At 70.2% G+C, this 21,263-nt stretch carries 20 protein-coding genes; 7 read left to right on the top strand and 13 right to left on the bottom strand.

The window, feature by feature from the left end; all coding sequences use genetic code 11:
- Positions 1–94: 94 nt before the first annotated feature.
- The 5 genes from ACQPYZ_RS34475 to hutH form a co-directional block, all read right to left on the bottom strand.
- Positions 95–745 (bottom strand): ABC transporter permease, encoded by a 651-nt coding sequence (locus ACQPYZ_RS34475; RefSeq protein WP_433163395.1) that lies wholly within the window; start codon positions 743–745, stop codon positions 95–97.
- A 1-nt stretch (position 746) separates the two neighbouring features.
- Positions 747–1,406 (bottom strand): ABC transporter permease, encoded by a 660-nt coding sequence (locus ACQPYZ_RS34480; RefSeq protein WP_433163397.1) that lies wholly within the window; start codon positions 1,404–1,406, stop codon positions 747–749.
- Positions 1,403–2,401 (bottom strand): ABC transporter ATP-binding protein, encoded by a 999-nt coding sequence (locus ACQPYZ_RS34485; RefSeq protein ID WP_433163399.1) that lies wholly within the window; start codon positions 2,399–2,401, stop codon positions 1,403–1,405. Before ACQPYZ_RS34485 ends, ACQPYZ_RS34480 begins: the two co-directional genes overlap by 4 nt.
- 138 nt (positions 2,402–2,539) lie before the next feature.
- Complete coding sequence (gene hutU / locus ACQPYZ_RS34490; protein WP_433163400.1) at positions 2,540–4,195, bottom strand: urocanate hydratase; 1,656 nt, start codon at positions 4,193–4,195, stop codon at positions 2,540–2,542.
- Between the two features lie 15 nt (positions 4,196–4,210).
- Positions 4,211–5,758 (bottom strand): histidine ammonia-lyase, encoded by a 1,548-nt coding sequence (hutH, locus tag ACQPYZ_RS34495; RefSeq protein WP_433163402.1) that lies wholly within the window; start codon positions 5,756–5,758, stop codon positions 4,211–4,213.
- A gap of 99 nt (positions 5,759–5,857) precedes the next feature.
- On the opposite strand from hutH, the gene ACQPYZ_RS34500 reads away from it, so the two are divergent.
- From ACQPYZ_RS34500 to ACQPYZ_RS34515, 4 genes are all read left to right on the top strand, one after another.
- Positions 5,858–6,754, top strand: coding sequence for an N-acetyltransferase family protein (locus ACQPYZ_RS34500; RefSeq protein WP_433163404.1), 897 nt, complete (start codon positions 5,858–5,860; stop codon positions 6,752–6,754).
- Entirely contained in the window at positions 6,754–6,945 is a 192-nt protein-coding gene (locus ACQPYZ_RS34505; RefSeq protein ID WP_433163406.1) for a hypothetical protein, read from the top strand. The genes ACQPYZ_RS34500 and ACQPYZ_RS34505 overlap by 1 nt, the downstream gene beginning before the upstream one ends.
- Before the next feature lie 23 nt (positions 6,946–6,968).
- Positions 6,969–7,727, top strand: coding sequence for an IclR family transcriptional regulator (locus tag ACQPYZ_RS34510; protein WP_433163408.1), 759 nt, complete (start codon positions 6,969–6,971; stop codon positions 7,725–7,727).
- Between the two features lie 187 nt (positions 7,728–7,914).
- On the top strand, positions 7,915–9,312 hold the full coding sequence (locus ACQPYZ_RS34515) for a carboxylesterase/lipase family protein (RefSeq protein ID WP_433163410.1): 1,398 nt from the start codon (positions 7,915–7,917) through the stop codon (positions 9,310–9,312).
- A 34-nt stretch (positions 9,313–9,346) separates the two neighbouring features.
- Here ACQPYZ_RS34515 and rpmG read toward each other — a convergent pair whose 3' ends face one another.
- Positions 9,347–9,514, bottom strand: a complete 168-nt coding sequence (gene rpmG, locus ACQPYZ_RS34520) for a 50S ribosomal protein L33 (RefSeq protein WP_433163412.1) — start codon at positions 9,512–9,514, stop codon at positions 9,347–9,349.
- Between the two features lie 124 nt (positions 9,515–9,638).
- On the opposite strand from rpmG, the gene ACQPYZ_RS34525 reads away from it, so the two are divergent.
- The 3 genes from ACQPYZ_RS34525 (at position 9,639) to ACQPYZ_RS34535 (ending at position 12,589) form a co-directional block, all read left to right on the top strand.
- A complete protein-coding gene (locus ACQPYZ_RS34525) occupies positions 9,639–10,742 on the top strand; it encodes a GTP-binding protein (protein WP_433163414.1) in 1,104 nt (367 codons plus the stop codon).
- On the top strand, positions 10,739–10,984 hold the full coding sequence (locus ACQPYZ_RS34530) for a type B 50S ribosomal protein L31 (protein WP_433163416.1): 246 nt from the start codon (positions 10,739–10,741) through the stop codon (positions 10,982–10,984). The genes ACQPYZ_RS34525 and ACQPYZ_RS34530 overlap by 4 nt, the downstream gene beginning before the upstream one ends.
- 177 nt (positions 10,985–11,161) lie before the next feature.
- A complete protein-coding gene (locus tag ACQPYZ_RS34535; RefSeq protein ID WP_433163418.1) occupies positions 11,162–12,589 on the top strand; it encodes an aromatic amino acid ammonia-lyase in 1,428 nt (475 codons plus the stop codon).
- Here the strand turns inward: ACQPYZ_RS34535 and ACQPYZ_RS34540 are convergent.
- The 7 genes from ACQPYZ_RS34540 to kdpF form a co-directional block, all read right to left on the bottom strand.
- On the bottom strand, positions 12,586–13,428 hold the full coding sequence (locus ACQPYZ_RS34540; RefSeq protein ID WP_433163420.1) for a hypothetical protein: 843 nt from the start codon (positions 13,426–13,428) through the stop codon (positions 12,586–12,588). The genes ACQPYZ_RS34535 and ACQPYZ_RS34540 overlap by 4 nt on opposite strands.
- 55 nt (positions 13,429–13,483) lie before the next feature.
- The gene (locus tag ACQPYZ_RS34545; RefSeq protein WP_433163422.1) at positions 13,484–14,161 is read right to left on the bottom strand and encodes a response regulator; all 678 of its coding nucleotides are present in this window, start codon (positions 14,159–14,161) and stop codon (positions 13,484–13,486) included.
- Positions 14,158–16,755, bottom strand: coding sequence for a DUF4118 domain-containing protein (locus ACQPYZ_RS34550; RefSeq protein ID WP_433163423.1), 2,598 nt, complete (start codon positions 16,753–16,755; stop codon positions 14,158–14,160). The genes ACQPYZ_RS34545 and ACQPYZ_RS34550 overlap by 4 nt, the downstream gene beginning before the upstream one ends.
- Positions 16,756–16,767: 12 nt before the next feature.
- Complete coding sequence (gene kdpC / locus ACQPYZ_RS34555) at positions 16,768–17,340, bottom strand: potassium-transporting ATPase subunit KdpC (RefSeq protein WP_433163425.1); 573 nt, start codon at positions 17,338–17,340, stop codon at positions 16,768–16,770.
- Positions 17,341–17,347: 7 nt separating this feature from the next.
- Complete coding sequence (gene kdpB, locus ACQPYZ_RS34560) at positions 17,348–19,348, bottom strand: potassium-transporting ATPase subunit KdpB (protein WP_433169830.1); 2,001 nt, start codon at positions 19,346–19,348, stop codon at positions 17,348–17,350.
- A 77-nt stretch (positions 19,349–19,425) separates the two neighbouring features.
- Positions 19,426–21,087: a potassium-transporting ATPase subunit KdpA gene (gene kdpA, locus ACQPYZ_RS34565; RefSeq protein ID WP_433163427.1), complete on the bottom strand. Its 1,662-nt coding sequence runs from the start codon at positions 21,085–21,087 to the stop codon at positions 19,426–19,428.
- A complete protein-coding gene (kdpF, locus tag ACQPYZ_RS34570) occupies positions 21,087–21,176 on the bottom strand; it encodes a K(+)-transporting ATPase subunit F (RefSeq protein WP_130442715.1) in 90 nt (29 codons plus the stop codon). The genes kdpA and kdpF overlap by 1 nt, the downstream gene beginning before the upstream one ends.
- Between the last annotated feature and the right edge of the window lie 87 nt (positions 21,177–21,263).

Here is a 21,263-nt window from a genome sequence, read left to right on the forward strand (position 1 = left end):
GAGCCTCCAGTGTCTGGTCAGCCACCGGCCGTTACCGGTGGATGTTTCGATGGGGCGGTTCGTCAGGTTCATCAGATCAGGCCGCTCCGACACTTCAGTCGGCCTTGAGGCCGTTCGAGACGACGACCCGGCCGAGGACGGCGAACAGGACGTCGAGCAGGATCGCGAGCAGGGCCACCAGCAGCGCGCCGGTGAACATCTGCGGGAAGTCGCGGAGCTTCAGTCCGTCGACCACGTAGCGGCCGAGGCCGCCGAGGGACACCAGCGCGGCGATCGTCGCGGTCGAGACGATCTGCAGGGTCGCGCCGCGCAGACCGGAGATGATCAGCGGCATCGCGATCGGGATCTCCACCTTCGTCAGGATCTCTCGTCCGGTCATCCCCATCCCCCGGGCGGCGTCGATCGTGGCCGGATCGACACCCGACAGGCCGGCGTACGTCGAGGCCAGGATCGGCGGGACGCCGAGCGCGACCAGCGCGATCAGCACCGGCAGGAACCCGATCTGGTCGGTCAGCAGCACAGCCAGCATCAGCAGCCCGAGGCTCGGCAGGGCGCGGGCCGCGTTGCCGAGGTTGATCGCCAGGAAGGCTCCGCGCCGGGTGTGGCCGATCCGCAGGCCGACCGGCAGCGCGATCGCCGCGGAGATGCCGAGGGCGGCGAACGTGTACCAGATGTGCTGCAAGATCCGGGCCCAGATCCCTTCCGGGCCGGACCAGTTGAACGAGTCGGTCAGGTACTCCCACATGTCAGGCCACCTCCACCGGAGGAGTCGAGACCACGCGCGCCCAGGGTGTCAGGACGCGCTGCAACCCGACCAGCACCAGGTCCGCGAGCAGGGCGAGCAGCAGTGACAGCACCACGCCGACGACGACCGGGGTCAGGAAGTCCTTCTGGAAGCCCTGGGTGAACAGCTCTCCCAGGCCACCGATGCCGATCACCGCACCGACGCTCACCATCGAGATGTTCGCGACGGTGACGACGCGGAGCCCGGCGAAGATCACCGGTACGGCGATCGGCAGGTCGACCGCGAACAGCCGGTGCATCGGGCCGTACCCGACCGCGTCCGCCGACTGCCGCACTTCGACGGGCACCGAGCGCAGCCCGTCGATCACGTTCCGGATCAGCAGCGAGACCGTGTAGATGGTGAGCGCCACGACGATGTTCACCGTCGACAGCACCTTGGTGCCCAGGATCGCCGGCAGCACGATGAACAACGCGATCGAGGGCAGCGAGTACAGGACGCCGCCAAACGCGATCAGCGGATTCGCCAGCCAGGAGAACCGGGTGGCGACGTACCCGAGCGGCACCGAGATCAGCAGGCCGAGGACCACCGGCAGGATCGCCAGGTAGAGGTGCTCACGCAACTGCTCCCAGATCAACCCGAGGTTGTCGGCGATCCAGCTCATGAGCGGAGTGCCTCTGCGACCGTGGCCTGGTCGATCACGCCGAGGGCCTTGCCGCTCTCGTCCACGCAGATGCCGCAGCCGGTGGGCGAGGTCAGTACGGCGTCCAGCGCGGCGCGCAACGAGTCACCCTGTTTGAAGACGGCCCCGATCGGCAGCAGCTCGTGGTCGGCGCGCCAGCCGACCGGCGCGCCGGAGTCGTCGAGCACGAGCTCGGACGGCAACGGCTTGATCGGGAGCTCCTCGGGGTGGACGAACGTGAGCGCTCGGTACCCACGGTCCTGGCCGACGAATCCGCGGACGAAGTCGTCGACCGGGTTGGCCAGCAACTCCGACGGCGGCGCGAACTGGGCCAGCTTGCCGCCGACCCGCAGCACCGCCACGTTGTCGCCGAGCTTGATCGCCTCGTCGATGTCGTGGGTGACGAACACGATGGTCTTGCCGATGTCGCGCTGCAGCCGCAGCAGCTCCTCCTGCAACTGGTGGCGGACGATCGGGTCGACCGCGCTGAACGGCTCGTCCATCAGCATGATCGCGGGATCGGCCGCCAGCGCGCGGGCCACCCCGACTCGTTGCTGCTGGCCACCGGACAGCTGGGCCGGATAGCGGTCGGCCAGCTTGAGGTCGAGGCCGACGCGCTCGAGCAGCTCCATCGCGGTGTCGCGGGTCTTGCGCTTGTCCCAGCCCAGCAGCTTCGGCACGGTGGCCACGTTGTCGGCCACAGTCTTGTGCGGGAACAGGCCGGCGTGCTGGATCACGTACCCGATCCCGCGGCGCAGCGTCACCGGGTCCTTGCTGGTGATGTCCTCGCCGTCGATCGAGATCGTCCCGGCGGTCCGCTCGATGGTGCGGTTGATCATCCGCAGCGAGGTGGTCTTGCCGCAGCCCGACGGGCCCACGAACACGGTGATCTGACCGCTCGGGATCCGCAGGGACAGGGAGTCGACGGCGAGTGTGCCGTCCGGATACCGCTTGGTGACGTCCTCGAACTCGATCATGGCGCCCCTTCGCGCTCGTCGTCGGTCGCCCGATCGACCCTAGCGGAACGAGAGACCGAAGCCACGCGATCGGCCGATATCTCGCTCCGCGGGAAAGTGCACCATAGCGGTACAGAATTCCCTGGTCGCACTCGGTGGTCAGGATTCCTGCATCGGAATCCTGACACCCCGGTCGGCGGCAACCTCCGCTGCCTGGTCGTAGCCGGCGTCCACGTGCCGGATGACACCCGTCGCCGGGTCGTTGCTCAGCACCCGCTCCAACTTCCGCCGGGCCAGGTCGGTGCCATCGGCAACCGACACCTGGCCGGCGTGCAGGGACCGGCCGATGCCGACGCCGCCGCCGTGGTGGATCGACACCCAGGACGCGCCGCTGGCCACGTTCACCATCGCGTTCAGCAACGGCCAGTCCGCGATCGCGTCCGAGCCGTCCAGCATGCCTTCGGTCTCCCGGTACGGCGACGCGACGCTGCCCGTGTCCAGGTGGTCTCGGCCGATCACGATCGGTGCCTCGAGCTCACCGGAGGCCACCATCTCGTTGAACCGGACACCGGCCTTGTCCCGCTCCCCCTGGCCGAGCCAGCAGATCCTTGCCGGCAGCCCCTGGTACGCCACCCGCTCGCCGGCCATCCGGATCCACCGGGTCAGGTGCTCGTTGTCTCCGAACAGGTCGAGGATCGCCCGGTCGGTCTTCGCGATGTCGGCCGGGTTGCCCGACAGCGCGGCCCACCGGAACGGACCCTTGCCCTCGCAGAACAACGGCCGGATGTACGCCGGCACGAAGCCCGGGAACTCGAACGCCCGATTGAACCCCGCCTTCCGGGCCTCGTCGCGGATCGAGTTGCCGTAGTCGAACACCTCCGCGCCCGCGTCCTGGAAGCCGACCATCGCGGCCACGTGCCGGGCCATCGAGGCCTGAGCGCGCTCGGTGAACCCGGCCGGGTCCTTCTCCCGGGCCGTCGTCCAGTCGTCGAACTCGATCCCGACCGGCAGGTACATCAGCGGGTCGTGGGCCGAGGTCTGGTCGGTGACGATGTCGATCGGGGCACCCAGCTCCAGCACCTCCGGCACGATCACCGCGGCGTTGCCGAGGACACCGATCGACAGCGGCCGCCGGGCCTTCTTGGCCTCCTCGGCCTGCCGCAGGGCGTCCTCGAGCGAGTCCGCGCGGACGTCGAGGTAACGGTGCTCGATCCGCCGGTCGATCCGGGAGGAGTCGACGTCGATGCAGATCGCCACGCCGTCGTTCATGGTCACGGCCAGCGGTTGCGCACCACCCATTCCGCCAAGCCCGGCGGTCAGCGTGATGGTGCCGGCCAGCGAGCCGCCGAACTTCTTCTCGGCGACCGCGGCGAAGGTCTCGTACGTGCCCTGCAGGATGCCCTGGGTGCCGATGTAGATCCACGAGCCGGCCGTCATCTGGCCGTACATCGTCAGCCCCATCGCCTCCAGCTTCCGGAACTCCTCCCAGGTCGCCCAGTCGCCGACCAGGTTGGAGTTCGCGATCAGCACCCGCGGCGCCCACTCGTGCGTCTGCAGCACCCCGACCGGCCGGCCGGACTGCACCAGCATGGTCTCGTCGTCCTTCAGGGTGGTCAGCGTCCGGACCATCGCGTCGAACGAGTTCCAGTCCCGGGCGGCCTTGCCGGAACCGCCGTACACGACCAGCTCGTCGGGGTGCTCGGCGACCTCGGGGTCGAGGTTGTTCTGCAGCATCCGCAGGGCGGCCTCCTGCTGCCAGCCGCGGGCGGTCAGGGTGGTACCGCGGGGTGCGCGCACGGGACGGGGTCCGGACATGGGTGATCCAGCCTTTCAGGCGAGTGGGCCGGTGACGGCCTCGACAGCGGTCAGGTAGGTGCCGTCAGCAACGAGCTGGACGGAGTGCTCGATCTCGGGGGCGAGGTGCCGGTCGGTGCCCGGTCCCTCGACGTGCTCCCGCAGTACCTCGAGGGCGGCGGCGGTGGCCGGCGCCGGGGCGAGAGGTGCGCGCAGGTCGAGCGCCCGCGCGGCGGTCAGGATCTCGACGGCGAGGACGCGTTCCAGCCCGTCGATCGCCTTCCGGAGCTTGCGGGCGGCCGACCAGCCCATCGAGACGTGGTCCTCCTGCATCGCGCTGCTCGGGATCGAGTCCACACTGGCCGGTACGGCGAGCCGCTTGAGCTCGGACACGATCGCGGCCTGCGTGTACTGCGCGATCATGTGACCACTGTCGACCCCGGGATCGTCGGCCAGGAACGCGTTCAGCCCGTGGTTCCGGGCGACGTCGAGGAAACGGTCGGTACGGCGTTCGCTCATCGAGGCCACGTCCGCGACAGCGATCGCGAGGAAGTCGAGCACGTAGCCGACCGGTGCACCGTGGAAGTTGCCGTTCGACTCGACCCGTCCGTCGGGGAGCACGACCGGGTTGTCGATCGCGGCCGCCAGCTCGTGCTCGGCGACCGTGGCCGCGTGCGCGGCGGTGTCGCGGGCGGCGCCGTGGACCTGCGGTGAGCAGCGCAACGAGTACGCGTCCTGGACCCGGTTGCACTCCGGGCCGCGGTGGCTGGCGACGATCGCGCTGTCGGCGAGGATTGCGCGGAGGTTGGCGGCGGCAGAACGCTGACCCGGATGCGGCCGCAGCGCCTGCAGGTCGTCGGCGAAGACCCGGTCGGTGCCCAACTGGCCCTCGACGCTCATCGCGGCCGCCAGGTCGGCGGTCTTGAACAGCCGGTCGAGGTCGGCGAGGGCGAGCACCAGCATGCCGAGCATGCCGTCAGTGCCGTTGATCAGCGCGAGGCCTTCCTTTTCCGCCAGGACGACCGGCGTCAGGCCGTGGTCGGCCAACGCCTGCCCGGCGTCGAGAAGGTTGCCGTCGGCATCACGGACGAAACCTTCACCCATCACCGCGAGCGCGACGTGGGACAGCGGTGCGAGGTCACCGGAGCAGCCGAGGCTGCCGTACTCGTGCACCACCGGAGTCAGGTCGGCGTTGAGCAGGCCGGCGTACGCCTGGGCCGTCTCGACCTTGACCCCGGTGCGGCCGGTCGCGAGGGTCGACAACCGGAGCAGCGCGAGCGCGCGGACGACCTCGGTCTCCACCTCGGGCCCTGAGCCGGCGGCGTGCGACCGGACCAGGCTGCGCTGCAACTGGGCGCGCAGTTCCGGTGCGATGTGCCGGGTCGCCAGCGCGCCGAAGCCGGTCGAGACGCCGTAGTGCGGGGTGTCCGCGTGGGCCAGCGCCTCGATCGCGGCCCGCGACTTCGCGATCTCCTCGAGCGCCCGGTCGTCGATCCGCACCCGGGCGCCGTGCCGCGCCACCGCCACCACGTCGGCCGCACGCAGCGGTCCGATGCCGACGATCACCTCGTTCTGCTCATCCACGCGTTCATTCCACCGCGCGGCCCGGTGATCCGACAGCAGCGCCGTGCACTTTCTGTCTCGGATCTGAGACGTGGCCCGGTGTGCACCTAGGGTTCAGGAATGGTGTTCGAGATCCGGACGGCGGGGCCGGAGGACGCGGTGGGGATCGCCCGGGTCTGGGCCGCCGCGCTGCCGCAACTGGTGAAGACGGCCCGCGGGATCGAGGCCGAGCTGCGCAACAGCACGCGCCGCATCGCGCTCGTCGCCGTCGACGGTCCCGAGGTCGTCGGCTACGGCAACGTCTTCCTGCCCGATCCCGGCGAACGGTCGCCGCGGGTGCGGATCTCCGTCCAGGTGCCGCCCGCGCTGCGCAGGCGCGGCATCGGCGGTGCGCTGGCCGACGCGATCATCGCGGAAGCGGTGAAGGCCGGGGCGGCCAGTCTGCTGGTCGTGGTCGAGGACAGCGACGAGTCGAAGGCGTTCGCGACCCGGCGCGGGTTCACGATCGGTCGCCGGATGAGCCATTCCCGGGCCGACCTGAGCGCCGTACCGTCGCCGGTCGCGCCACCCGAGGGTCTGCGCGTCGTCGACTTCGACCAGGTGGATCCCGAGCAGGTGTGGCAGGCGGTCGTCGCGGTTGCCAAGGGCGACCCGAGTGGGTTGTCGTTCGCGCCGCCGTACGACGAATGGCTGGCCACCGACTGGGGTCACCCGGACCTGCGGCGCGACCTCAGCGTCGCGGTGCTCGACGGTGACCTGGTCGCGTCGTTCGTGATCACCACGGCCGACCCGGAGCGGCGGGTGATCTGGTCCAACCTGACCGGCACGATCCCGGCACACCGCGGCCGCGGGCTTGCGAAGGTGGTGAAGTCGGCCGCTCTCGCACGCGCCCGGGACGCGGGCTTCGCGCACGCGTACACCGGCAACGACGCGGGGAACGCGCCGATGCTGGCAGTCAACACATGGCTCGGCTACCAGGTGTCGTCGGCCGCCTATACCGCGGAGAAAACCCTCTGATGCGTCTCTTCTTCACGCTCGCGTTCTTCGCGGCGCTCTCGCTGGCCGTGGGGATCATGCTGTCCGGCGACGACCAGGACGTCGACTGGCTGGTGGCCGGCGGACTGTTCGGAGTGGCGCTGGCCGGCGAAGGCGTCCGGCTCTGGTTGCGGCGCGGCCGCGCCCGGTCGCGGGAATCGTCCGGAATCTGAGATATCGCGGCTACGCTGCCGTTGTGAGCGGCAACGTTCCCGCCTCGACCCGCACGCTGCGGGTACTGACGTTCCTGGCCACCCAGCCCGGACCGGTGCCGATGGAGCGCATCGCCTCCGCGGTCGGCCTGCCGCGCTCGTCGACGTACCACTTGCTGCGGGCAATGATCGACGAGGGCTTCGTCGTGCACCTGCCGGAGGAGAAGCGGTACGGGCTCGGGGTGGCCGCGTTCGAGATCGGGTCGGCGTACCTGCGGCACGATCCGCTGGAGCGGCTCGCCCGGCCGCTGCTCGCCCAGTTGGTCGCGGAGGTGGGTCAGACCGCGCACCTCGGCGTACTGCACGGGCGGGAGCTCGTCTACCTGCTGAAGGAGCAGCCGCCGCGGCCGGTCACGCTCGTCACCGACGTCGGCGTACGGCTGCCCGCGACGCTGACCGCATCCGGGCGGGCGCTGCTGGCGGAGCTGCCGGCGGCGCAGGTGCGGGCACTCTTTCCGGGTCCGGAGAGTTTCGTACGGCGGACCGACCACGGACCGCAGACGTTGACGCAACTGCGCCGGTTGCTGGCCGACGAGAAACGCCAAGGCTTCGCGGTCGAGGACTCCTACATCACTCCCGGCGTCTCGTCCGTCGCCAGCGCCGCCGTCGACCACGCCGGCCATCCGGTCGCCGCCATCAGCGTCACCTTCCGCACCGACGCCGTACCCCCACCCGAACGCCGCCTCCTCGCCCACCGAACCCGCCAAGCCGCCACCGCCCTCACCCGCCGCCTCCACGGCTGATCAGGAGTGGACCTAGCACCACCGGAACAGGGGGTGTGGGGTGACTGTTCTGGAGGTGGGTGGGCGGGAGGGTTGAGGCTCCGTCGAGTTCTGGAGGAGCATCGTGGTTCGTGGGTTGGCTGCTGTGGTGGGGGCGTTGGCGCTGGGGGCTGTGGGGGTGGTTCCGGCGGCTGCCGATGACTCGGTCGTGCGGACCGAGAACGGGTTGGTGCGGGGGCTGGTGCAGGACGAGGTGCGGACCTTCCGGGGGATCCCGTACGCCGCCCCGCCCGAGCGCTGGCGGTCACCGCAGCCGGCGAGGAAGTGGTCGGGGGTGCGCGATGGGACGAAGTACGCCGGGAGTTGTGCGCAGGCCGAACACCCGGTCGGTGTGGCCTCGGCCAACGAGGACTGCCTCTACCTGGACGTGACCACACCGGCCCGCGCCGGCAAGAAGCGACCGGTGATCGTGTGGATCCATGGCGGCAGCTTCAAGTACGGCGCGACGAGTCTGTACGGCCCGAATCGGTTCGCGGACCGGGGTGATGTGGTCGTCGTACAGGTGCAGTACCGGCTCGGCGCGTTCGGGTTCCTCGCCAGTCCGTTGCTCGGTCACGGCTCGGGCAACTACGGGCTCGAGGACCAGCAGGCAGCACTGCGCTGGGTCCGGAAGAACGCGGCCGCCTTCGGGGGCGATCCGCGGAACGTCACGCTGATGGGTGAGTCGGCCGGCGCGTACAGCGTCTGCGACCACCTGGCCTCACCGACGGCGGCAGGCCTGTTCGATCGGGCGATCATTCAGAGCGGTCCGTGTGCACAGAAGTACAGCGAGACCAACTACGCGGCACCGCGGCCACGGTCGGTCGCCTACGAGTACAGCCGCCAGCTCGCGACCAGGCTCAACTGCACGAGCGCCGCCTGCCTTCGCGCGATCCCCGCGGACCAGCTGCTCACGGCGACCGAGCCGGACGAGTTCGGCCCGGTCCTCGGCGGACCGGTGCTCCCGCACCATCCCGCCGAGCGCATGGTGAACCGCGTCCCCGTCCTGCACGCGATCAACCACGACGAAGACTCCGGCCGCATCGGCGCGCAGGAGGTCTTCTCCGGCACCCCGATCACCCAGGCCGAGTACGAGACCACAGTCCGTCAGACCTTCGGCCCGGACGCCGACCGCGTGCTCACGGAGTACGCCGACGTACGCCCGGCCGGTCGCGCCCTGGCCACCGTGATGACCGACGCGCAGTGGTCGACGCCGGCGGCGAGGACCAACCGCCTGCTGTCCACGCGCATGCCGACGTACGCCGTCGAGTTTGCCGGGGAGGCCCCGTGGTACGTCGGAGCGGACAAGCCGGCCTGGCCGGTCGGCTCCCACCACCTGAGCGATGTCGCGTACTTCTTCGACCTGGCCGTGTTCGACCCGCCGCACCCGCAGTACTCCGACGAACTGATCGCTAGCTGGGCCGGCTTCGCGAAGACCGGCACCACTCCGTGGCCGCGCACCACCCCGCATGACCGGACGATCCAGTCCCTCAACCAGACCGGCACCACCCGAACCAACTTCGTCGAGGACCACCGCATCCGCTTCTGGATGTCCCTGGACGGCTAGACAGACGACGGCCCGCGCCGAAACGTCTTCGCCATCAGCGCTCTTCGCGGAAGTCCACGTGCTGGCGGATCGCCGGGTCGTACTTGCGCATCAGAAGGCGGTCGGGGTTGTTCCGCCGGTTCTTCCGGGTGATGTAGGTGAAGCCGGTGCCCGCCGTACTGCGGAGCTTGACGATCGGGCGGAGGTCGTTGCGCTTGGCCATACTGTCCTTTCCTGGATCACCTGGCGGGTGACCCTCGCTCAGCAGAACGCGGGCCGGGTGGCCGGTATTCCGTTCCGGAGTGTAGCTTGTACTGGTAATCATTTTCAATAAAACGGGAGTGCCGATGCTACCGGTGACCTTGCTGACCGGTGTCGACGAGCCGTTCCGCGCCGCCGTCGCGGGCGAGCTGCTCGCCGCCGCTCCGGCCGCGGTCCTGGTCGAGTACGACGTCAGCGGCCTCACCGACGGCTCGGTCGTCCGGATCGCGCGGACGACCGAGGGCGTGATCGACCGCGAGGTGATCCGGATGGACCACCCGTGCGTGTCCTGCGCGATGCGCGGTTCGCTGGTCGCCCTGCTCGTCAGCATCGCCGCCGTCGAGCGGTACGACGCCGCGATCGTCTCGGTCCCTGGAGCCGGCGACACGAAGGCGCTGGCCCAGGAGATCGCCCGCGAGGCACCCGAGGAGCTGCGCACCGACACGGTCGTGACCACGATCGACACCGGCAACGTGGTCGACGACCTGACCGGCGACGTACTGATCAGGGACCGCGGCATCGCGACCGCCGCCGAGGACGGCCGGGCGATCGCCGAGGTGGTCGCCCGGCAGCTCGAGTACGCGAACGCGGCCGTCCTGAGCGGCGACGACGAAACGGTCCGGGCCTTGGTCCGGGCGATCAACCCGCAACTGCTCGTTCGCACCACACCCGCCGGCCTGCTCGGCGTACGACGGCACGACCCGGACGCGGCCGAGACCTGGACAGAGCCCGGCTCGATCAGTGCACCCATCGAGGACGGGCCGGTGCGGACGCTCGTCTGGCAGTCGGACCGCCCGTTCCATCCCGAGCGGCTGTACGACGCCCTGGAGGACTTGGTCAGCGGAACGGCGCGCGGGCGCGGGACGCTGTGGATCGCGACCCAGCACCGCAACCGGCTCAGCTGGGACAGCTTCGGGACCAACGTCACCGTCGGCGTCCTCGGGCCGTGGCTGGCCGATCTCCCGGCGGACCGGTGGGCCGGGGTCGGGCAGCAGCACCAGGCCCGGTCGGCCCTCGAGTGGCACCCCGAGCACGGCGACCGGGCGTCGTACCTGTCCTTCACCGGGGTCGGTCTGGACGTGCGGGAATTACGGGACCGCCTCGACGGTTGTGTCCTACGTGCGGACGAAGCGGTTCATCCCCTGACCGACCCGTTCGCCCCTTATCTGGAAGGAAGTACGGCAGCATGAAGAAGGACATCCACCCCGACTACCGGCGGGTCGTGTTCCGGGACAAGTCCGGCGACTTCAGCTTCCTGACCGGTTCGACGCGCGAGAGCACCGAGACCGTCGTCTGGCACGACGGGAACACCTACCCGGTCGTCGACGTCGAGATCTCGTCCGCGACGCACCCGTTCTACACGGGCCAGCAGCGCGTGATGGACACCCAGGGCCGGGTCGAGAAGTTCAAGAAGCGCTACGGCAAGTCGTAGTTCGCCGGGGCCGGCCACAAGCTCTCGGGGCCTGGAACAGGTTATGTCCTGTTCCAGGCCCCGATTTGCTGTTCACAGCCCCGATCGCCGACATGGACCGGTAGGCATGAGTGTCTGGGATCCGAGACAGCGAGGGCTGCGCGGGGGGCGCCAGGGGTGGGGGTGAGGTCGCACACTATGGCTGTGGAACCGGTGGAGCTTTCCGGGGCGGGACTGACGCCGCTGGAGGCCGTCGCGTTGGGTCAGCGGCGGACCGCGGTGCGGCTGAGCGACGACGCCCGGAAGCGGATGAGCGAGTCGGCGGCCGTGGTGGCCGAGGTGGCCCGACGGCGGCCGGTGTACGGGCGGACGACCGGGGTCGGCGCCAACCGTGACGTCCTGACCGCGGACCCCGAGCACGGCGCCCGGCTGCTCGGATCACACTCGACCACCGGGACGACGTCGTACCCGAGGGACGTGGTCCGGCTCGGGCTGCTGATCCGGGTCAACCAGCTCGCCGCCGGCGGATCGGGGCTCGCGCCCGAGGTCGCCGACGCGATCGTTGCCCTGCTCAACGACGACGTCCTGCCCGACCTGCACCGCGGCGGAGCCATCGGGACCGGTGACCTCGGGCCGCTGGCCGAGCTGGGCCTCGTCCTCGGCAACGTCATCGACGGCACCAGTGCGCTGCCGTTGCTGTCCAGCAACGCGGTCACCCTGGCCGAGTGCTGCCTCGCGTACGTCGAGGCCGCCACGCTGATCAACGTCGTACCACTCGTCGGGGCGTTGTCGCACGTCGCGCTGCGCGGCAACGCCGAGGTGTACGACGTTCGCGTGCAGGAGGCTCGTCCGCAGCCGGGTCAGGTCCGGGTCGCGCGCCGGATGCGTGGGCTGCTCGACGACCTGCCGATCCCGCCGGCCCGGGTCCAGGACCCGTTCGGACTGCGCGCGTTCGCGCAGGTTCTCGGCCCGGCCGTCGACCATGTGGAGGCCCTGGGCAACAGTCTGCGGATCGACATCAACGCCTCCGCGGAGAACCCGCTGGTGGCCGGCGACACCGTGCTGCACAACGGCAACTGGCACGCGATGCCGATCGCCCTCGCCCTCGACTCGCTCCGGCTGAGCCTGCACAGCGTGGCCACCCTGTCGACGTCCCGGGTCGCGAACCTGGTCGACTCGGAGTACACCGGGTTGAGCCAGTTCCTCGCGAGCGGTGCGGCCGCGAGCTCGGGCGTGATGATGATCGAGTACGTCGCCCACGACGCGCTGGCCGCGGTCCGTTCGTCGGCGCAACCCGCGACCCTCGGCACGGCGACCCTGTCCCGCGGTGCCGAACACCACGCCAGCTTCGCGCCCCAGGCCGCCGTACTGACGGCTCAGCTGCTCGACGCCCTGCGTGAGGTGCTCGCCAGTGAGCTGGTCACCGCAGTACGGGCGATCCGCCTGGCCGGACTGTCACCGGACGATCTCGCGCCGGCCGCGGTCGGGCCGTGGCTCGCCGACGCGCTGGCCGCACTGCCGGACGATCTGACCGACCGGTCGCTGCGGGAGGACCTGGAGATCGCCCGCGGTCTGCTCACGCAGTGGGGCGACCGCCAGGTCGAGCATCCCGCCGAGTCCGGCTAGAGACGGTTGTAGGCCTTGAGGGTCCGCAGGGCGCCGACGGTGACGATGCCTCGGTAGGCGAGGGTCGAGCTGGTGCCCGGCGGTTCCCAGGTGAGCGCCCAGCCGCCGTCGGACTGCTGGTCGGCGATCAGGCGGTCGAGGTGTGCCTCGAGCTGGGCGTCGTCGAAGAGCGGGCGCCAGGAGCTGTCCGGTGTCGGCGCGAGGTGCAGCGGCGTCACGCCGTACTCGGGGTCGGACGCGTCGGCGCGGAAGTACTTGAGCTTGGGCAGCCAGTCGCGGACCCTGTCGAGGTCCACGTCGTCGGTGTGCTCGAGGAACTCCATCGCCACGTGCGTGCCGTGCGCGTCGTCCGGTAAGCCCTTCGCGAGCTCGGCCGCGCACCAGGCGGCGGCCTTGTCCCGCCACGGGTGCTCGAAGCCGAAGCGGTACAGCTGACCGACCAGGCCGGCCGTCGGGTTGAGGCTGGGCTCGTACGTCCACTCGCTCATGTGCTCGGCCCGCGGGTAGCCCTCGATCGCGGGGCCGCACAGCGGGACCGCACCGTCCGCGGTGGCGATCGAGTCGAGCCAGTCGACGGCCCGCCGGATCAGCTCGTCGTCCCGAGCCCCGGCGGCGAGCAGGGTGTTGAAGGCGACCTGCACGTCCAGCGGGAGACTGTCCGGGCAGCGTTTGTCCGGCTCCAGCCCGTGGCCGAAGCCACCGTCCGCGTTCTGGTAGCCGCGGAGCGCGTCCACGACGCCGCCGGCGTCGGCACCCTCGAAGACCGTGGCGAACAGCCGGCTCTCCACCAGCCGCCCCTCCCGCCGCATGAAATCCCGACCTGCGCTGAAGATGTCCATGCCCCCACCTTGGCGCACCCCGCCGACAGTGTCTTGAACGAAACAGACATCGGGCTCAGGGCTCGAAGCGGTAGCCCATCCCTGGTTCGGTCAGCAGGTGCTTGGGGCGGGCCGGGTCCGGCTCGAGCTTGCGGCGGAGCTGGCCCATGTAGAAGCGCAAGTTGCCGCCGGCGTTCTCGTAGCCGGGGCCCCACACCTCAGTTAGTAACTGGCGTTGCGACATCAACTTGCCCGGGTGCCGGACGAGTACTTCGAGCAGGTGCCACTCGGTCGGCGTGAGCCGGACGTCCTCGCCGGAGGCCAGCGTGACCCGCTTGGCCGCCAGGTCGACGGTCGCGCCGCCGACGGTCACCACCGGCTGGTCCTGGGTGCTGCTGGCGCGACGCAGTACGGCGCGCATCCGGGCGAGCAACTCGTCGATCCCGAACGGTTTGGTCACGTAGTCGTCCGCGCCGGCGTCGAGCGCCTCGACCTTGTCGGTCTGGTCGGTCCGCCCCGACAGCACCAGGATCGGCGCCTCGGTCCAGCCGCGCAGCCCGCGGATCACGTCGACACCGTCGAAGTCCGGCAGGCCGAGGTCGAGGATCACCAGCTCCGGCGGGTGTTGTGCGGCCACCTTCAACGCCGCCGTCCCGGACCCGGCCAGATGCACCTCGTAGCCGCGGGCCCGCAGGTTGATCTGCAGCGCGCGCACGATCTGCGGCTCGTCGTCGACCACGAGGACTCTGGTCACTCCCGCGCCTCCGGCCGCGTCGCCTCGAGCCCCTGTGCCCCCGACCGCTCTCTGGCGCCCGGAACCGGTGCGTCGGCCGCACGCAGTGGCGAGGCCGGGAGCGCAACCACCATCGTCAGCCCACCGCCGGGAGTGTCCTCCGGCTGCAGCGTCCCGTTCATCGCCTCGGCCAGACCGCGTGCCAGCGCCAGCCCGAGCCCGACCCCGACCGTGTTGTCGGTGTCCCCGAGTCGCTGGAACGGCGCGAACACCCGGTCCAGGTCTGCGCGCGGGATCCCCGGCCCGCGGTCGATCACCCGGATCTCCACCGTGTCGCCCAACACGCTCCCGGTCACCAGCGGCGGCCGCTCGGCCGGCGAGTATCGGACCGCGTTCGCGAGCAGGTTGGCGATCACCCGCTCCAGCAGCGCCGGGTCCGCCTCCACCAGCGGCAGCGTGTGCGGGATGTCCACACTCACGCGGTCGCCGTCGTCCCCGAGCTCGGCCAGTACGCCGGGGATCACCTCGTCCACCGCCATCGGCCGGGGGAAGACGGGCAGTACTCCGGCCTGCAGCCGGCTCAGGTCGAGCAGGTTGTCCACGAGTCGCGACAACCGGTCGAGCGACTCGTCCGCGGTCTCCAGCAGCTCCGCCCGCTCGGACTCGCTCCAGTCCACGTCGTCGCTGCGCAGGCTGGTGACCGACGCCTTCGCCGACGCCAGCGGCGACCGGAGATCATGGCCGACGGCCCGGAGCAACGCCGTCCGCAGCCTGTCGGCCTCGGCCAGCGGCTTGGCCTCGGCGGCAGCCTCGCTCAGCCGGGCCTTGTCCACGAGGGCGACCGCATGCGCCGCGAACGCCCCGACCAGCCGGCGCTCGTCCGCGGCCAACTGGTGACCCTGCAGGACGAGGACCAGGTTGTCCCGGCCGGGGATCACCGCGTCGCCGCCCTCGGGCCGGACGCAGGTCGGCGTACCGGCCGAGGCGAGGGGCCGCCAGACGTCGGTCATCGTGTCGTCGTCGACCCGTTCCATCAGCACCGCGCCGGTCATCCCGAAAGCCTCTCGCACGCGTTCGAGGAGCGCGGGCAGCGCGGTCTCGCCACGCAGGACCGTGCCGGCCAGCGTGGCCAGGGTCTCCGACTCCGCGGCCGCCCGGGCCGCCTGTCTGGTGCGTCTGGCCGCCCGGTCGACCACCGAGCTCACGAGCGCCGCGACCAGCACGAAGATGGCCAACGCGAGCGCGTTGTTGATCTCGGCGATCGTGAACGTCCGCGTCGGCGGAGTGAAGAAGTAGTTCAGTACGACGGTGCCGCCGACCGCGGTCAACAACGCCGGCCAGAGCCCTCCGACGAGGGCCACCACGACCACACCCAGCAGGAACGCGAGCACGTTGCTGGTGAAGTTCAGATGGTCGCCACCGACCTCGAGCAGGAGCGCGAGCAGAGGCGGCAGCACGACCGCCAGCACGAACCCCTGGATCTTGCGCCGCCGGGACAGGCTGCCGCGCAACCTGGGCAGCCGGCCGCGGCCCATCTGTGCGTGGGTGACGATGTGTACGTCGATGTCGCCCGAGTCCCGGATCGTGGTGGAGCCGATCCCGGGGCCGGTGAGCATCGAGGACAGCCGCGACCGGCGCGAACCGCCGAGCACCAGCTGGGTCGCGTTCTCCGCCCGGGCGAAGGACAGCAGCGCGGCCGGTACGTCGTCACCGACCACCTGGTGGTAGCTGCCGCCGAGGCTCTCGACCAGGGTCCGCTGCTCGGCCAGCCGGGTCGGGTCGGCACCGGTCAGGCCGTCGGAGCGGGCGACGTGAACGGCGAGCAGGTCGCCACCCGAGGACCGGGCGGCGATCCGGGCCGCCCGACGGATCAGTGTCTCGCCCTCGGGGCCTCCGGTGAGCGCGACGACCACCCGCTCGCGGGCCTCCCAGGTCGAGTCGATGTCGTGCTGGGCGCGGTACTGCTGCAGACCGGCGTCCACCCGGTCCGCGAGCCACAGCAGCGCGAGCTCACGCAGCGCGGACAGGTTGCCGACCCGGAAGTAGTTGCCCAGGGCAGCGTCGATCTTGTCGGCCGCGTACACGTTGCCGTGCGCCATCCGGCGGCGCAACGCCTCCGGGGTCATGTCGACGAGCTCGATCTGGTCGGCCGCCCGGACCACCCGGTCCGGCACGGTCTCCTGCTGGGGTACGCCGGTGATCTTCTCGACCACGTCGTTGATCGACTCCAGGTGCTGGACGTTGACCGTGGAGATCACGTCGATCCCGGCCGCCAGCAGCTCCTCGATGTCCTGCCAGCGCTTCTCGTTCCGGCTGCCCGGAACGTTGGTGTGCGCCAGCTCGTCGACCAGGGCGACATCGGGCCGGCGGGCCAGGACGGCGTCCAGATCCATCTCGGTGAAGCTGGCGCCGCGGTAGTCGAGGATCCGCCGGGGCACCACCTCCAGGCCGGCCAGCATCTCGGCCGTCCGCTCCCGCCCGTGGGTCTCGACGAATCCGACCACCACGTCGGTGCCGCGGGCCAGCCGTCGCTGCGCCTCGCCCAGCATCTTGTAGGTCTTCCCGACGCCGGGCGCGGCACCCAGGTAGATCCGCAGATGCCCGCGCGCGCTCATGCTTCCATGCTCTCAGAGCGCGGCGAGCGCGGCGTTCAGGCTGACCACGTTCACCCGGGGCTCACCGAGGAACCCGAGGGTGCGCCCGTCGGTGTTCTCCTGCACCAGCCGCTGGACCTCGGCCACGGGTCGGCCCTGTGCGCGGGCGACCCGGTTCACTTGCAGAGCGGCGTACGCCGGGCTGATGTGCGGGTCGAGGCCGCTGCCACTGGCCGTCAGCGCGTCCGGCGGGACCTGGGCGGGATCGACGCCCTCCAGCTCCGCCACCGCCTGGCGACGCTCCGCGATCAGGTTGACCAGCTCGGGGTTGTTCGGCCCGTACTGCGAGGCCGCGCTCCCCTTCCCGTCGTAGTCCACGGCCGACGGCCGCGTCTGGAACCATTCGTCGCCGTACTGCTGTCCGATCAGGCTGGACCCGACCTCCTTGCCCTGCACGGTGACGACGGAGCCGTTCGCCTGGTCCGGGAACAGCACCTGCGCCACCCCGGTCATGGTCAGCGGGTAGAGGATCCCGAGGACGGCGGTGAAGAGCACGAGCACCCGGACCGCCACTCCGAACTGACGAATACTGCTTGCCATTGACACTTACCTTTCAGCGGATGCCCGGGATCAGCGAGATCACCAGGTCCAGGAGTTTGATCCCGACGAACGGGGTGATCAGGCCGCCGGCGCCGTACACCAGCAGGTTGCGGCGCAGCATCGCCGACGCCGAGGACGGCTTGTACCGCACTCCGCGCAGCGCCAGCGGGACCAGCGCCACGATCACGAGCGCGTTGAACACGATGGCCGACACGATCGCCGACTCCGGCGAGTGCAGTCCCATGATGTTCAGCTTGTCCAAGCCTGGGTACGCCGCCGCGAACAACGCCGGCAGGATCGCGAAGTACTTGGCCACGTCGTTCGCGATCGAGAACGTGGTCAGCGAGCCGCGGGTGATCAGCAACTGCTTGCCGATCTCGACGATCTCGATCAGCTTGGTCGGGTTGGAGTCGAGGTCGACCATGTTGCCGGCCTCCTTCGCGGCCGACGTCCCGGAGTTCATCGCGACGCCGACGTCGGCCTGCGCGAGCGCGGGCGCGTCGTTGGTGCCGTCACCGGTCATCGCGACCAGGCGGCCGCCCTCCTGCTCCTTCTTGATCAGCGCCATCTTGTCCTCGGGCGTCGCCTCGGCCAGGAAGTCGTCGACCCCGGCCTCGTCCGCGATCGCCTTCGCGGTCAGCGGGTTGTCACCGGTGATCATCACCGTCCGGATGCCCATCGCGCGCATGTGGTCGAACCGCTCGCGCATGCCTTCCTTGACCACGTCCTTGAGGTGGACCACGCCGAGTGCCCGGGCCTTGCCGTCCACGCTCTCGGCGACGACCAGCGGCGTACCGCCCGAGGCCGAGATGCCGTCGACCAGCTCGCCCAGCTTCGGGTCCGCCGTTCCGCCCTGCCGTTGGATCCAGGTGTTCACGGCACCGGCCGCACCCTTGCGGATCTGCCGGCCGTCCACGTCCACGCCGCTCATCCGGGTCTGCGCGGTGAACTCCACGAACGTTGCGTGCGGCAACTCTCCGGTGGTCCGCTCGCGCAACCCGTACCCGGTCTTCGCGAGGACGACGACCGACCGCCCCTCGGGGGTCTCGTCGGCCAGGCTGGACAGCTGCGCCGCGTCCGCGAGCTCGGTGTCCGTGACGCCGTCGACCGGGACAAACTCGGCCGCCTGCCGGTTCCCCAGCGTGATGGTGCCGGTCTTGTCCAGCAGCAGCGTGTTCACGTCACCCGCGGCCTCGACCGCACGACCGGACATCGCCAGCACGTTGCGCTGCACCAAGCGGTCCATACCGGCGATCCCGATCGCGGATAGCAACGCGCCGATCGTAGTCGGGATCAGGCAGACCAGCAGTGCGACCAGGACGACGATGCTCAGGTCGGTGTTCGCGTACGCCGCGAACGTCGGCAACGTCACCGTGGCGACCAGGAAGACGATGGTCAGGCTGGCCAGCAGGATGTTCAGCGCGATCTCGTTCGGCGTCTTCTGCCGGGAGGCGCCCTCGACCAGGGCGATCATCCGGTCGATGAAGCTCTCGCCGGGCTTGGTGGTGATCTTCACGACGATCCGGTCCGACAGCACCTTCGTGCCGCCGGTGACCGCGCTCCGGTCACCGCCGGACTCGCGGATGACCGGCGCGGACTCGCCGGTGATCGCCGACTCGTCGACGCTGGCCACGCCCTCGACGACGTCGCCGTCCCCGGGGATGATCTGACCCGCCTCGACGACCACCAGGTCACCGAGCGTCAGTGCGGTGGCCGGCACCTCCTCCTCGGCGCCGTCGGCGGTCAGCCGGCGGGCGGTGGTCTCGGTCTTGGCCCGCCGCAGCGTCTCCGCCTGCGCCTTGCCCCGGCCCTCGGCGACCGCCTCGGCCAGGTTGGCGAACACGACGGTCAGCCAGAGCCAGACCACGATCCACCAGACGAACACGCTGGAGTCGGTGATCGCGAGGATCGTCGCGGCGACGGCGCCGACCTCGACGACGAACATCACCGGGTTCTTCACCATCACCCGCGGATCCAGCTTGCGCAGCGCGTCCGGGAGCGAGGTGAGCAGCATCTTCGGGTCGAACAGACCCGAGGAGGCCTTCTTGGATACAGCCGCCTGCTGTGGTGCGGGCGGCTTCGACAGCGTGGTCACAGTCCCTCCGCGAGGGGTCCGAGAGTGAGTGCGGGGAAGTAGGTCAGGCCGGTGACGATCAGGACGACGCCGATCAGCAGCGACACGAACAAGGCCTTGTGGGTGGGCAGCGTGCCCTGGGTCACCGGCACCGGCTGCTGCCGGGCGAACGAGCCGGCCAGCGCCAGCACGAGCACGATCGGCACGAACCGGCCGAGCAGCATCACGATTCCGAGAGCGGTGTTGTAGAAGGGGATGTTCGCGCTGATCCCGCCGAACGCGCTGCCGTTGTTGTTGCCGGCCGAGGTGAACGCGTACAGCACCTCGGAGAAGCCGTGCGGACTGTCGGTGTTGAAGATCGACGCCCGGGCCGTTGCCAGGCCCATCGCGATCGACGCGCCGGCCAGCACCAGCGTCGGCGTGGTCAGGATGTAGAGCGAGACCAGCTTCATCTCGCGCGCGGTGATCTTCTTCTTCAGGTACTCCGGGGTCCGGCCGACCATCAGGCCGGCCACGAACACGGCCAGCACCGCGAGCACGAGCATGCCGTACAGACCGGATCCGACGCCGCCGGGAGTCACCTCGCCGAGCATCATGTGGAAGAGCGCCGTACCGCCGCCGAGGGGGGTGAACGAGTCGTGCGCCGAGTTCACCGCGCCGGTCGACGTACCGGTGGTGGAGGACGCGAACAGGGCCGAGGCCCATTCGCCGAAGCGGGTCTCCTTGCCTTCCATCGCGGCGCCGGCCGCCTGGGTCGCCGTCCCGGCGCCCTGGGTCTCGAAGAAGGTGGCGGAGAAGGTGAAGGCGGCCCACAGCGTGCCCATCACGCCGAGGATCGCGTAGCCCTGCCGCTTGTCGCCGACCATCAGGCCGAAGGTGCGGGTGATGCAGACCGGGATCAGCAGCAGGAGGAAGATCTCGAAGAGGTTGGCCAGCGGGTTCGGGTTCTCGAACGGGTGCGCGGAGTTCGCGTTGTAGAAGCCGCCGCCGTTCGTGCCCAGTTCCTTGATCACTTCCTGGCTGGCCACCGGGCCGCCAGGGATCGTCTGGGTCTGGCCGGCCACCGAGGTGACCTCGTGCCCGCCGGAGAAGTTCTGGACGACGCCGGTCGCGACCAGCACCAGGGTGCCGACGATCGCGATCGGCAGCAGGATGCGCACCGTCGTACGGGTCAGGTCGACCCAGAAGTTGCCCAGCCGGTCGGTCTTCGAGCGAGCGAAGCCGCGGATGACCGCGATCGCCACCGAGATGCCGACCGCGGCGGACAGGAAGTTCTGCACCGCGAGGCCGGCGAACTGGACCAGGTGGCCCATCGTCGCCTCGGGCGAGTACGACTGCCAGTTGGTGTTCGCGACGAACGACGCCGCGGTGTTGAAGGCCAGGCCGGACTCGACGTTGGGCAGGCCGAGCGACAGCGGCAGAGAGGACTGCAGGCGCTGGAGCAGGTACAGCAGGACGAGGCCGACCGCGGAGAACGCGATCAGCGACCGGGCGTAGACGGCCCAGGTCTGGTCGGCCTTCGAGTCGACCCCGAGCAGCCGGTAGGCCCCGCGCTCGATCCGCAGGTCCTTGCCGGACGTGAACACGCGGGCCATGTAGCCGCCCAACGGCAGGTACACGGCAGCCAGGAGCGCGATCAGGAGGCCGACCTGGAGCAGGCCGGCGACGGTGTCGGACATCAGAACCTCTCGGGGAAGATCAGCGCGGCGACGAGATAGAGGACCAGCGCCGCCGCCACGACCAGGCCGGCGATGTTTTCGGCGCTCACAACTTCTCCACTCCACGCAGTGCGAACCAGACGGCCGCGAAGACGACGACGGTGACGGTGAGGTAGATGACGTCAGCCATGACGGTC

Origin of the sequence: Kribbella sp. CA-247076 (genome assembly GCF_050942445.1) — a bacterium.
Taxonomy (GTDB): domain Bacteria; phylum Actinomycetota; class Actinomycetes; order Propionibacteriales; family Kribbellaceae; genus Kribbella.